This window comes from Lactobacillus sp. ESL0260 (assembly GCF_003692935.1).
Lineage (GTDB): Bacteria > Bacillota > Bacilli > Lactobacillales > Lactobacillaceae > Lactobacillus > Lactobacillus melliventris.
This window is the reverse complement of the sequence record NZ_REHO01000005.1, coordinates 26,181-38,573: the sequence shown is the minus strand read 5'-3', so window position 1 is coordinate 38,573 and position 12,393 is coordinate 26,181. Positions and strand designations below refer to the sequence as shown.

12 protein-coding genes are annotated in these 12,393 nt (G+C 33.5%); 3 read left to right on the top strand and 9 right to left on the bottom strand.

Going from position 1 to position 12,393, the window contains the following annotated elements; all coding sequences use genetic code 11:
* The first annotated feature begins 371 nt into the window (after positions 1-371).
* Entirely contained in the window at positions 372-1,331 is a 960-nt protein-coding gene (locus F5ESL0260_RS02110; protein ID WP_122025703.1) for a D-2-hydroxyacid dehydrogenase, read from the top strand.
* Between the two features lie 130 nt (positions 1,332-1,461).
* Positions 1,462-2,226: a MerR family transcriptional regulator gene (locus tag F5ESL0260_RS02105; protein ID WP_122025702.1), complete on the top strand. Its 765-nt coding sequence runs from the start codon at positions 1,462-1,464 to the stop codon at positions 2,224-2,226.
* A gap of 396 nt (positions 2,227-2,622) precedes the next feature.
* On the opposite strand, the gene F5ESL0260_RS02100 is transcribed toward F5ESL0260_RS02105, so the two are convergent.
* The 7 genes from F5ESL0260_RS02100 to F5ESL0260_RS02070 form a co-directional block, all read right to left on the bottom strand.
* Positions 2,623-2,937 carry a hypothetical protein gene (locus F5ESL0260_RS02100; RefSeq protein ID WP_122025701.1) on the bottom strand — a complete coding sequence of 105 codons (315 nt, stop codon included), beginning with the start codon at positions 2,935-2,937 and terminating at the stop codon, positions 2,623-2,625.
* A 754-nt stretch (positions 2,938-3,691) separates the two neighbouring features.
* Positions 3,692-3,952 (bottom strand): family 1 glycosylhydrolase, encoded by a 261-nt coding sequence (locus F5ESL0260_RS09560; protein WP_122025700.1) that lies wholly within the window; start codon positions 3,950-3,952, stop codon positions 3,692-3,694.
* Between the two features lie 127 nt (positions 3,953-4,079).
* Positions 4,080-4,190: a family 1 glycosylhydrolase gene (locus F5ESL0260_RS09605; RefSeq protein WP_370448579.1), complete on the bottom strand. Its 111-nt coding sequence runs from the start codon at positions 4,188-4,190 to the stop codon at positions 4,080-4,082.
* Positions 4,191-4,545: 355 nt separating this feature from the next.
* Complete coding sequence (locus F5ESL0260_RS02085) at positions 4,546-5,169, bottom strand: hypothetical protein (RefSeq protein WP_122025698.1); 624 nt, start codon at positions 5,167-5,169, stop codon at positions 4,546-4,548.
* 41 nt (positions 5,170-5,210) lie between these two features.
* Complete coding sequence (locus tag F5ESL0260_RS02080) at positions 5,211-5,921, bottom strand: uracil-DNA glycosylase family protein (RefSeq protein ID WP_122025697.1); 711 nt, start codon at positions 5,919-5,921, stop codon at positions 5,211-5,213.
* 127 nt (positions 5,922-6,048) lie between these two features.
* Positions 6,049-8,412: an alpha-L-rhamnosidase gene (locus tag F5ESL0260_RS02075; protein WP_233557699.1), complete on the bottom strand. Its 2,364-nt coding sequence runs from the start codon at positions 8,410-8,412 to the stop codon at positions 6,049-6,051.
* A 5-nt stretch (positions 8,413-8,417) separates the two neighbouring features.
* Positions 8,418-9,593, bottom strand: a complete 1,176-nt coding sequence (locus tag F5ESL0260_RS02070; RefSeq protein ID WP_122025696.1) for an MFS transporter — start codon at positions 9,591-9,593, stop codon at positions 8,418-8,420.
* 141 nt (positions 9,594-9,734) lie between these two features.
* Here F5ESL0260_RS02070 and F5ESL0260_RS02065 point away from each other — a divergent pair, with 141 nt between their 5' ends.
* Positions 9,735-10,625 carry an AraC family transcriptional regulator gene (locus tag F5ESL0260_RS02065; protein ID WP_122025695.1) on the top strand — a complete coding sequence of 297 codons (891 nt, stop codon included), beginning with the start codon at positions 9,735-9,737 and terminating at the stop codon, positions 10,623-10,625.
* 95 nt (positions 10,626-10,720) lie between these two features.
* On the opposite strand, the gene F5ESL0260_RS02060 is transcribed toward F5ESL0260_RS02065, so the two are convergent.
* The gene (locus F5ESL0260_RS02060) at positions 10,721-11,488 is read right to left on the bottom strand and encodes a sulfite exporter TauE/SafE family protein (protein ID WP_233557698.1); all 768 of its coding nucleotides are present in this window, start codon (positions 11,486-11,488) and stop codon (positions 10,721-10,723) included.
* Between the two features lie 77 nt (positions 11,489-11,565).
* On the bottom strand, positions 11,566-12,387 hold the full coding sequence (gene rhaD / locus F5ESL0260_RS02055; protein WP_122025694.1) for a rhamnulose-1-phosphate aldolase: 822 nt from the start codon (positions 12,385-12,387) through the stop codon (positions 11,566-11,568).
* Positions 12,388-12,393: the final 6 nt, after the last annotated feature.

Sequence of the window (12,393 nt, the reverse complement as noted above, 5' to 3'; positions counted from 1 at the left end):
TTTCTTATTATATAAAAAATAATAGCACAATATTAAGAGTTATAACAGATGTTTTTCTTTAAAAAAATATTTTTTTATTCATTTAAAAAAGAAAGCGTTTTATTAATAAAAAGGTATTTTCATGTATCAGTAATAACTACTACTCTAGTTCAATTCAAATATTCTAAATTTTTAAAATTCTACAAATCATAACATCTTATTTAAACTTGCAATATTCAATTTGATATAAGGTAGCAAAATTAATAAGGATAGAAATACAGTCATTATTACCTCTCAACTTCTTCCTTATTGATTGTCCTACAATTTATCGTTATGCGTAAAATATGTAGTAAACTTAAGAAGTACAGATATATTAATGTGAGGTCAAAGATATGAAGATTGTTAATTTAGATAGCTATGCCTTGAATCCTGGTGATTTAGACTGGACGCCCCTTGAAAAACTAGGCGAATGCACTTTTTATGATCGGACACCAGTTGACGATGATGAAATTTTAAAGCGGATTGGGGATGCTGAAATTGTTTTGACTAACAAAACGCCCCTTGACGAAAAAGTGCTAAAAATGGCACCCAACATTAAATATATTGGTGTGACTGCTACTGGTTATAACATTGTTGACACCAATGCAGCTCGTAAAGCTGGCATTCCTGTAACTAACATCCCTACTTATGGTACTGATGCCGTTGCGCAATTTACTTTTGCTTTGCTACTTGAAATTACTAGTCATGTTGGCTTGCATAATCAGTTAGTCCATGAAGGTCGCTGGAGCAGCAACCCTGATTTTACTTTTTGGGCTAAACCGTTAATGGAACTAAACGGTAAAACTTTAGGATTAATTGGCTTTGGCAACATAGCTAAAAAAGTGGCAGAAATCGGTCATGCCTTTTCTATGAATATCATTTTTTGGAACCATCGGCCAAAATCAGATTTACCGGATTACGCTAAGCAGGTTGAACTTGACGAACTTTATCAAAAAGCAGATATCGCCAGTTTACACGTGCCACAAACTCCAGAAACTACGGAAATGATTAATCAAGGGGCAATTAGTCAAATGAAAGATGGCGTCATTTTAATTAATACTGCTCGCGGCGGTTTAATTAATGAAAAAGATGTCGCAGATGCTTTAAATGAAGGCAAGATTGCTGCAGCGGGGATTGACGTTGCCCAAAAAGAGCCCATTCCTGCTGACAGTCCACTTCTTTCTGCTAAGAACTGCTATATTACCCCTCATATTGCCTGGGCACCACGCGAAACCCGCAATCGTTTGCTTGGTATTGTCGTTGAAAATTTGCAAGCATTTCTAAAAGGTGAAAAATTAAACGTCGTAAATTAAAAATCATAGCCAAGAACCCAGTATTCTGATTAAATACTGGCTTTTTTATTCTCAAAAATCATTTTCCGTGCTTGACCTTGACGCTACGTCAACCAATATACTTAATTTTGCAAGTGAGGAGAGTTTAAACATGTCATATTCTATCAATGAACTAGCAAAACTAGCTGGCATTTCAACACGAACTTTACGCTATTACGATAAGCAGGGACTTTTAAAAGCGCGCAGGAATCCCGAAAATAATTATCGCTATTATGAAAAAAGTGAAGTTGATCAACTGCAAAAAATTCTATTTTTAAAGCTCTTTGACTTGCCACTTGAACAAATAAAACAGGTAATGCAGACTTCACCGAAAACTCAATATCAAGTTTTACGAAACCAGCGGAGCAAATTAGTTGCACAGCAGCAAAATCTAGATGATTTGATTAAGAACTTAGATAAGACACTTGCAACAATGAAGGGAGAAACACAAATGACTGACACGGAAAAATTTGCCACATTAAAAAAAGAAATGATTAACAAAAATGAAAGACAATATGGCGCAGAAATCAGGAAGAAATATGGTGATGCTCAAATAGATTTTAGTAATGACAAGTTCAGTTCTTTTTCTGCAGACGAATTAGCACATTTCAAAAAATTGTCCGCTGAAATTTTAACTGAATTAAAGAACTTTAATAAGACTGCTGATATCAAACAAGCTGCTGGCAAACATCTTTTTGACCTACATAAAGAATATTTATTGACAATATGGCCTAAAGGTCAGTATTCGGGAGAAGCACATAAGAAACTTGCCCAAATGTATGTGTGTGACAAACGTTTTAGCAAATATTATGAAGAAGCCACGGGCAACCCTGACGCTGCAAAAATATTGAAAGCAATCATTGACTACTATGCCTGAGTGTCTTTAATCTATATAAAGTTAGTTGCAAAATAAAACCTTTCAAATACAGATTCGTTAAGAACTGATTGAAAGGTCTTTTTGTTTATAAAGATTTTATACATGTAAAACAACTTTATCTACAATCTAATGGGCAAAAGTTAATTTTACTATTAGTAAAGACGTTTTTATTCAAAAGAGAGTTTTTAAAAAGTTTAATTTTAAATTTTTTAAACTATTTGAGCAACAAGATAATTTGCTACAAAAAGCCAGACTTTGAAGTTAACACCATAAGTTGTCTAAGTTTCGGTATTAACTTATTCTTACGTCTTTTTATTATTTTTCAAATTTATTTTGCTAAATATTGAGTCGCGCTTTACTATATAAGCATACATTTTATACTCTCAATTTATGCCTTTAATACTCCCTAGCTTGCTGCTGTATTCCAGTTTTTTGGTATAGATGCCACGCTTCATTCAAACGAGCGTACTCAGTTTCAATGAAGTGCTGATCCTTGCTTGCAGCCGCCCCAACATAATCATTATGACGCTGAAAACTTTCGCAATTTATAACTGCATAAGGATAACTAAAAACATCTTTATTAATCTCATGTTTTTCGTAAGTAAACAAAGAAATATTACCGTTTTTATCGACAACAAGCATATTAGTAAAATTATCATCACCGTTTTTTATAACTTCAATTAACTGTTTTTTGGATAAATCTTTTATCATTTATAAACCTCTTATCAACAATATAAAAAAATCAATAGGCAACACCAAAAATAAATACTTGGTAAATAAATATCAAAAGAAGCAATTCTCACCATTAAATTCTTTTCTAAATGATAATCAAATTGAATAAGATACGAGCTATGCAAAATTACAATTAATATGATCAGCATATTGATAGAAAATAATTAGTTTCGATATAACCGCTAATGTAATCTCGGTAATTAACTACAAACTTACTAATATCTTTTCAGCTTTCTTTAAAATTCACAACCGATAATGTCATTTATTACCGTTTTTATTTTTGTTGTCTTTAAGCATTTTATCATATAAAATGGTTTAATTTAAGTTTAAATCATAGTATTCATATAATGTATTATTTTGTTTCTTCAGCATTTAATTCTAATAGTTTTACTTTTTATATTTGTTATTCGGTATTTTCATAATTGGTTGGTATAACTTGTTGCGTTTTGGAATTTTTATTTCTTAAATTATAGTTTGATTGAGGGGGTTTATTAATTTTCTGCTTTTTGAACCATGCTGAGTACTATTGTACCAAAGTCTACCACTGTTTATTAAATTAATATTTGCCTTCATTTTTACAAATTACAATATCAATAATCTTTTTATTAAAATTTCATAGTCTCATTTATTATTATGAACCAATTTCGTGATTTTCAAATAAAAAAGTAATACATTTGTAATTTAATATAAAAACTCTATCTATATATAGATACTTATTGTTCCTTATTGGAATCTATAAAGTAATTGTATCATTAAAGACCCCCGATCCAAAATGACTATTATACATCATACCAACTTTATTACTTGAATTTATTTCATATGCTAAACTCACAACTTTTGCACAAGCCAGAAGTTGAAAATAAGCGGCTTTTTCTTTTACAGATTCAGTCTCTTCAATTTTGATACCTCCAGCATTCCAAGACATAGTTGACATATTATTAATTTCGTTGAAGGTTAGCCAGTATTTAATCTTATTGTTAAAATGTATAAGCAAAGTTTGAGCATATTTAACAAAAAATCTACGGTTTTACTACTAGCCCAAAAGCCATATTTTTTAGCCCCATTAGTGTATCAAAGTGCTGTAAATTACTATGGGTTCATTATTATATTTCAAACATTGGTCAACTATATTTGTCATAAAAATCCAATCCAGCTTGATTTGGATTTTGATCATCTCCATGTGGATAAATTCTGCTCCAAGCAATTGAAACGGGATAGACTGTAAAGCCCATTTTATGGAATAATTCAATATCTCGTTGATAATGATGGTAGCCATCAACAGCTGTATGTGACGGATAAAATTTTTTTATTTATTTGATTTCTGATCTCCGTTTATTTTTTTTGAACCAAGTGGCATAACATCGACTGTTGAAGGAGCTTTCCAACTTCCAAATATGCAACTTTATACTGAGCTGCAGAAGTTGCTCCACCCCATAAAAAGTTTTTCGGAAAAATCATATTTTTAACACCTTAAACTTCTATTTGTAAAAGATCACCTAAATAATTGATCTTATCTTTAGCAATAGCCTTAACACTACTGAAATTCTTATAATTAGTCACCAAAACCCTTGTGATAGGATCCAATCCTTAACTTTTTATACTCGTTACATCCATTTCAAGTAATAAATCTCCTTGTTTAATAAGAGACTTATATCCTCTACCCTTAAGTCTCACAGTATTTAAGCCACAGGGAATTGCAGTGCATTTACTGAGAACATACAGCCAATAGTTACAAAGCTTATTACCAGACAAATACGGGAACTTTTTCTTGGCATCTTTTTGCATAAAATGCCTAATCTTATTCACATCATTATCCAAGTTGTTAGCGAATTTAATAACACTACCATCAGAAAGCTCTGTAAATGTCTGACATAATTTAAGCCAAATATCTGTTTGCTTGTTCTTTTGCAAAGCAAGCCGATACTTAGTCAAAGCTTTTTGTACTGATTTATACCCAGCAGTAATAACTCTTGCCGGTATAAAAACAAAACTAGTTTCGGGATCTTCATATGTTTTCAAGGCACTTTCCCACAAAGTATAGGAATTTCTCTGATAATTTAAAGCCATTGGCAACGTGAAATAGAGCGCATTTTCATTAGTACTTGGATCTAAGTGCGGGTTGCTATCTTCAGGTAAAGTAGTATCACCTAAATCGCCATTTTGGTACATTTGATAAATTGTTTTTACTTTTTCAAGGATTACATCGGACATAAATTGATGACCTCACTTATCTTTAAAACTAATGATTTTTATTATTCACATGTCAGAGCATTGAGATACTTACTCAGATATTTTTCTTCATCTTCAGGATGATATTGGGTAATAAAACGCGGATGTTCAAGTGGAATTATTTTTTGAAACAAATGTAATTTCTTATTAATTTTGCTTAGTTCTTGATAATTTTGACCACTGCCGATGCAGCAACAAACAGAAGTATCAATTCCAAAGTTAATTTGCGTTTTAAGTGCAGAAATCATAAAAGGAGTTAACATTTCTTCAACTCGCTTATTTTCATAATAATTGCAGTTTACTTGGTTACCCTTAGAATTAGTCTTGCAAATGCCTACGGGACAAACAAAATTGAGGTAAAAATCTCGATAAAATTTGTTCCTTCCACCATATTTATCTATGACTTTATTTAAAAAATTAGAAGATGCATTACTGACATGAAAATTTGCTATTGCAATTCCTGTTTCTTTCTGGAGATTTGAGGCATCTTCAAATGGAATTCCAGTATTAGCTGAGCCTCTTCTTGCCGGTGAACTACCTAATATTAAACAACGCTTGTTGTTGTCATTGAAATACTTCTGATAGAAAATTTGGACAATTTGCAAAACTTGCTTTTTGTTTCTGCCACTATAAGGATTAATTATTTTATATGAGTCAGGTAAATCAATCTTTACATTACTCAGTTTCTGATCAAATTGAAAAATCATTTCTGAAAAAGTTTGTTTTTGTCTCATAATGCCTGCTATCATATCAAGTTACAAAATTATAGTACACACGTTGGCAAACATTTTAACCTTTTTGAAAAATCGCATAAAAATAAAGGATCAGCCCACCATTTTGGACCAATCCTTTATTTTTATATTAATATTCCCATTGATAAGTACCCGGTTTTACACTAATTCCGGTATTTTGAGTTTTTGCTTCGGGGTATTTCTCTAAAAAGCCAGCAGGATCTGGAAGATATACTATAGCTTGACAAGCCTCAGGAATAGTAAATTCATATTTTCCATTCAGTAATTTTATTGTAATCAAGCCATTTTCACTTAAGTACTTCATTTGGAAATCATCAACAATGCCTTTTATCTGAGGTTTAATTTCTACTTCCTTAAATCCAGGTTTAACCTCTTTTAGACCAACAACTTTTCTAATAAACCAGTCAAGAACACACCCCATCGCATAGTGATTGAACGAAAATGTTCCTGTTTTACCATCTGGTTGAATTCCTGCCCATGATTCCCAAATAGTTGTTGAACCATGGTCAACTTCATATAACCAAGACGGACATTTATTCTGGAGAAAGACCTTTCTGGCCAAATCAGTTTCTCCATTATCAACTAATACATCCAGCAAATAAGGAACGGATAAAAACCCTGTATCCAGGCAGTCATGATTATTATGAATTAATGCCACTAATCTACTTAGTAATTTCTTTCTCGTATTAGTATCACTAATCATATCAAATGCTAAGGCCAGAACATAACATCCCTGATAGTCGCTGGTTAATTTCCCGTCTTTGACAAATTTTTCAGTAAAGGCTTGCTTAACTTTATTAGAATAGGCAATATATTCGTCACCATTTTCACCTAAAACATTACTTATTTTAGCTAGAAGGTCAGAAGAATGAGCTAGAAAAGCAGTAGCAACTACATCTTTAGTTGCCTCAGCAGATTTCATTGGATTAGGATCTCCAATCATCATGCTTGGAAGCATCCAGTCACCATAATGAAATGTAGTATCCCAAATGTAGCGATCAATGCCACTCTTATGACCAGCAGCACTTTTGACGCTATAATTGTGCCACTTCTTCATGGCAGCATAATTTTCGGTCAAAACCTCTTTATGACCATATCTTTGATATAAAGTCCACGGCACCATTATAATTGCATCGCCCCAACCAGCTGAACTTAAGCTGCCTTTAAAATCTAACGTGCTTTGATAAAAGCTGGCAGGAGCCGGTGAGTAGTCAATAATTTCCCCGTTTTTTTGCTGATCAATCCGCACATTTTTTAGCCAGCGACGAATCAAATTTTCTGCGTTGTAGTAAAAAGTAGCAGCTGGTGCAAAGACTTGCATATCCCCGGTCCAACCAGCACGTTCACGCTGCGGGCAATCAGTTGGAATAGACAACATGTTTCCCTGTTGACTCCATTTAATGTTTTGTAGTAAACGATTTATTTGCCGGTTAGAAGTACTTATCTCACCAGTTCTTTTCATATCACTAAAAATAACTATCGCAGTCAAATCTTGAATATCTGCTTGCTCAAGGCCAGTGATCCTAATATATCTGAAGCCATGATACGTAAAGTCAGGCTCGAAAGTTGCCAACTTCCCAGCACCAATCACATGATCTTCCTGATCCTTATTACGACCAATGATATTTTTGAAGAAATGACCATCTTGGTCCAAAGCTTCAGTATGTTCAATCTTAATATCAACATCCTTTTTAAAAGTAGCTGTTAGCCGAATTCGTCCCGTTATAACTTGACCGAAATCAACTACTAACTTGTTTTCTTCTTGCCAAATCTTTTTTGCTGTTAAAGTTTGCATTCGTTTTACCAGCGGGCCAAATTGTGGGGCTAAACGCTCATAATCTGCATCAATTACTTCTGCCTCTTGCGAAAAAGGAGTATTAGTAGCTAACTCATTTTTAATGCGCAGATCTTGTTTTTCACCGATAACGACATCTGCATAACGCCACTTGCCGGTACCAGCAGTAAAAGACTTATCCGTACCAATTTTTAAATAGCTGTGATCTTCATATTCAACAGTTAAGTCAGCTAGTAATGCTAACCGATCACCAAACTGACAACTTTCTCCTGAAACAGCGATTCTGCCGGCATACCAACCATCTGCTACAACTACTGTCAACACATTTTGCCCACTGACTAATAGATCTTTTATGTCATAAGTTTGATATAGTAAATATTCTTGGTATTGTGTATAATCTGGCGTAAAGATGGCATCACCAATCTTCTGACCATTTAAATATGCTTGATACAAGCCTTGTGCAGTAATCTCTAGTTTGGCAGAATTAATAGTTTTTGCTATATTAAAAATTTTCTTAAAAACTATTGGCGCATGTAGTCTTTCATCAACAGGCTTGGGAACTGGTGCCTTTTTGCCACCAAACATGTCAGCTAAAGAAAACTCTGGTTCTTTACTAACCTCAGCAAAATCTGAACTTATCCATTTTCCTAACCATTTATCTTCACTATTTTTAATCATTTCTACTATCCCTCTTTGACAGAATTAGACAAAACTTTTTTACCAAGATTTGTCAAAATGCAAAAAATACCAATTACAAAGCAACTTACACACCCAAAAGTAAAGGAACTTTCACCAACTTTAATGTGAAGTAAATTTAATAATACCGGACTAATAAAACCTCCTATGGAATTCATAAATTGGAAAAGCATCATTGATACTGCTAATTCATATTTATGTGAAAGGACAGACATATAAAACGGAATTGTGGACATAATCATAGACATGGCAAAACCTGAAAGAACACCGCCAATACCAATTAAAATAAGGTTATTGGCAATTCTTCCCAGTAAGAAGGTAACTCCCAAAGTAATGTAACCACCAGCAATTATTTTGTCTTTAAATATTTTGTTCAGATACTTTAAGCTAAAGCCGGCAATAAAACCGCCCGCTGTGCCGACAGCATTGATAATACCCGTAATACTAGTACTACCTAGTTCTTTTTGTCCAATAATAATTGACAGGTTAGTCGGATAGATTGTGTAAAGTATCCCCATTAGAAGAGTAACAAATCCTATCAGCCAGACATATCCATTTAAATGTTTTAAAATCCCAAAAATATTGCCGCTAGCATTCTTTTCACTACGGTCTACTTTATCATTCGGTAAGGCAAACAGCACTAGGAGAAAAACAAATATACCTAAAAGAAATACCCAATAAGAATTAACCCAATTCTTAGCTCCTAAAAGTCCACCGCCAAGCATCATTAAAATAGAGCCTAAACTATTCATCGCTGTATTCTTACCCATCATTGCATTTCTTTCTTCTCCTTCAAAAAAGATTGAAATGAGCATAGGAATTAAGGTGTTAACAAAGCCTAAGCCAAATCCCAGAATAAAAGCACATCCGATTAAAACATCAATGCTGCTATGAACTAATAGCGGTAATAAACCGCCCAACGTAGCTATTCCCAAACCAATTAACGATAACAATTTTTTTGAATATTTAACGGCCAAAGTTCCAACTACCACTGTGGCAATTAGTGTTCCTAAAGAAGGAACTGTTCCTATCATTTGAATTTTAGCGACAGGAACATCTGGAAAAGACTTTGTCATCGCCCCAAATGCGTTAGTGATTACTAAGAAGCTCATTGTTAGCAAGCTCATACTTAGAATACTTATTTTCATTTTTGTTTTATTCATAACGAATACCTCTTACATAATAACTTTCATTAATAGGCCTATCTCTTTAATCCATGGTCATATTAACAGCTTATTGTAAGTGCTTACAATACTGTGCTATGATAAGTTTGTGTGTTTTTATGACATTGAGGATTAACAAAAATGAAATTGATTGATTCTAATAAATTGCCTAAGCTTTCAAGAAATGATTTTTTTAAAATTCCAAATTTGGTTCGTTCAAGCAATATACCAAATTCTGAAAAAATCTTTGTGGTAAGCCACGATTTAGATATTCCTGTACCCTTTCATAAACATGATTTTTATGAATTTGTTTTTATTACTAACGGCATTGCTATTAGCAATATTAATAATAAAGATATCTACCTACTTCCTGATTCGTTGTTATTAATGAATTTACATAGTGCACACTCATTAAAGGTCAAAGATCCTAAGGCACAAGTAATCAATATTTGTATTAAACCGGAAATTTTTGCAGGTGGTGTTTTTGCTGAATTTTTACAGCAAGACAATTATTTATGTAATTTTCTTTGTGATAAAGGTAATAACAGTTACCTCTATTTTTCCCCTACCAGCTTATCTAGATATTTACCTATAATTAACGGAATTTTATCTGAATATGTTACCAATAATTATCATTATAATTACGCAATGCTGGGGTTATTGCTCATCTTTTTTGACCAATTGAGCCATGAAAATTATTATTCTTACACTGGAATCGATAGCCTAAGTTTAAAAGTAATATCGGCCATTAAAGATAACGTTCAAACTGTTACTGTGCAACAATTAGCCCAAAATTTTGGCTACAGTACGGCTTACTTATCACGATACATTAAAAAGCATACTGCACTAACTATTAAAAAAATTATTATGCAAGAAAAGATGAAACAAGCTAAAAAATATTTATCAGAAACTAATTATTCAGTTGAAGAAATTTCAAGGCTGGTGGGTTATAAAAGTGTTAGCTATTTTTTTAAAACATTTGAAAAGCAGAATAATGTTACTCCCGACCAATTTCGCAAAACAGTTAAATAAACTATGAACTTTTTTAAATTAAAACAGTGAATTAAGTATCCAAATTCGTACTTAACTCACTGTTTTTATAAGTCCTTAAGTGGAAAAATTTCATATTAGGCAAAATAAGCAGTATAAAATAACCAACCTGCTAAAACAATTGAAAAAGCAAAGGTAATCCAAGATACAATCTTTAAAGACAAGAACTTGATACTATATTGACCTATATAGCCACCGATAAATAAGCCAATTGCTAGCAATATGGCCATCATCCAGTTGACATGAGCACCAAAAATAAAAACAATTAAGGCTACTAAATTTGCTAAAGCACCTACAAGATCTTTCATAGCGTTAATAGTATAAAACTCATCATCAGATAGATAATTAATGCAAATCAAATGAATTACACCAGCAGCAGCTCCAAAATAACCAGAGTAAACCCCTCCTAGAAATAAACCAATATAAGCCCCCAAAATTTTTCCTTTAGTTCTTTTTCTTGGTTGATTCTCACTACTTTTTTTGCCACTTGTCATTATTAAACCAACCGCAGATAAAAGCACCAGAAACGGGACTATTTTTTCAAAGACTTTTCCAGGAAAAGAGATTAAAAGCAGTCCTCCTGCCACCGCGCCAGATAACAAGAAAAGACAGTAGAAGCTGAACTCTTGCCAATGGCCTTTCATTTTTTTGGCAGAAGCTAAAAGTACACCAGGGCCCGTAAAAATTAAAGCGGCTGTATTTGTGATGTTTGCTGCGATTGGTGAGCAACCCGCTATTAATAAGGCTGGATAAGATACTAAAGATGCCATGCTGGCAATGGCAGAAATAATGCCAGAAATGATACCCATCAAAATTAAAAAAATAACTAATATTGGCATACTCATAATTGTTATCTCCCTTACACAAAGAAAGTCGAAGCTAACTAACTCCGACTTTCTTTTATACTCAACTCATTTTGCTTTTAATCTAAAAACCCTTCCCTGGGCGTAACATGGAAATACTTGGCAATTTCCACCAATTGCTTATCAGTTATTTCGTCTAACCTGTTACCACCCTGCGCTTGAATCGCTGTAAAGATAGTAGCCGCTTTTTCAACAGTTTCAATTAAACCGAAGCATTCATCCGGTGTGTCACCCACTGCAAATATGCCATGGTGTGGCCACATAACAACTCTAAAGCCATCCGCAACTTTAGCTGCTGTGTGCTCACCAATAACTGTAGTACCAGGTGTTTCGTAAGGAATAATTCCTATCCCCTCTGGCAAAACTGGCATTGATTCAGCTTGCATCTTCCAAATAGTTTTACTGAAATACTTTTCATTAAGTGGCTGAGTGAATGACATTGCAATCAAGTTGGTTAGGTGGCAGTGCATAACTACTCTTTGCCTGGGATCGAGCTTTAAACGAGCATAGTGATTCATTAAGTGAGTTGGAAATTCACTTGTGGGCAAAGCGCCATCAGTGTAACCCCAAACAATTTCACCTTTTTGGCCATCAGCACTAATACGAACTAAACCCAAATCTTTTTCGGTATTTTGGAAAACATTCCTAAAATAGCGTCCTGTGCCTGTGACTAGAAAATACTGCCCCTTCAAACAACTAGCGTCAAAGCCAAGATCAAAAACTCTTTTTACTTCTTTAACGTCTTCATATTCCTTTAGTTCTTCAGGAATAATACGGATACTCATATTACCGCCATTGCGCTCATCCCAACCATTGTCATAGCTTTGACGAGTGATATTACACATATCTTTAACAAATGTTGAATTGATAAACTTAGCCATTATTTA

Excerpts from the sequence above, each read along its gene's own strand:
- F5ESL0260_RS02110 (WP_122025703.1), top strand. The coding sequence starts at position 372 with ATGAAGATTGTTAATTTAGATAGCTATGCCTTGAATCCTGGTGATTTA.
- F5ESL0260_RS02105 (WP_122025702.1), top strand. The coding sequence starts at position 1,462 with ATGTCATATTCTATCAATGAACTAGCAAAACTAGCTGGCATTTCAACA.
- F5ESL0260_RS02100 (WP_122025701.1), bottom strand. The coding sequence starts at position 2,937 with ATGATAAAAGATTTATCCAAAAAACAGTTAATTGAAGTTATAAAAAAC.
- F5ESL0260_RS09605 (WP_370448579.1), bottom strand. The coding sequence starts at position 4,190 with ATGGGCTTTACAGTCTATCCCGTTTCAATTGCTTGGAGCAGAATTTAT.
- F5ESL0260_RS02085 (WP_122025698.1), bottom strand. The coding sequence starts at position 5,169 with ATGTCCGATGTAATCCTTGAAAAAGTAAAAACAATTTATCAAATGTAC.
- F5ESL0260_RS02080 (WP_122025697.1), bottom strand. The coding sequence starts at position 5,921 with ATGAGACAAAAACAAACTTTTTCAGAAATGATTTTTCAATTTGATCAG.
- F5ESL0260_RS02075 (WP_233557699.1), bottom strand. The coding sequence starts at position 8,412 with ATGATTAAAAATAGTGAAGATAAATGGTTAGGAAAATGGATAAGTTCA.
- F5ESL0260_RS02070 (WP_122025696.1), bottom strand. The coding sequence starts at position 9,593 with ATGAATAAAACAAAAATGAAAATAAGTATTCTAAGTATGAGCTTGCTA.
- F5ESL0260_RS02065 (WP_122025695.1), top strand. The coding sequence starts at position 9,735 with ATGAAATTGATTGATTCTAATAAATTGCCTAAGCTTTCAAGAAATGAT.
- F5ESL0260_RS02060 (WP_233557698.1), bottom strand. The coding sequence starts at position 11,488 with ATGAGTATGCCAATATTAGTTATTTTTTTAATTTTGATGGGTATCATT.
- rhaD (WP_122025694.1), bottom strand. The coding sequence starts at position 12,387 with ATGGCTAAGTTTATCAATTCAACATTTGTTAAAGATATGTGTAATATC.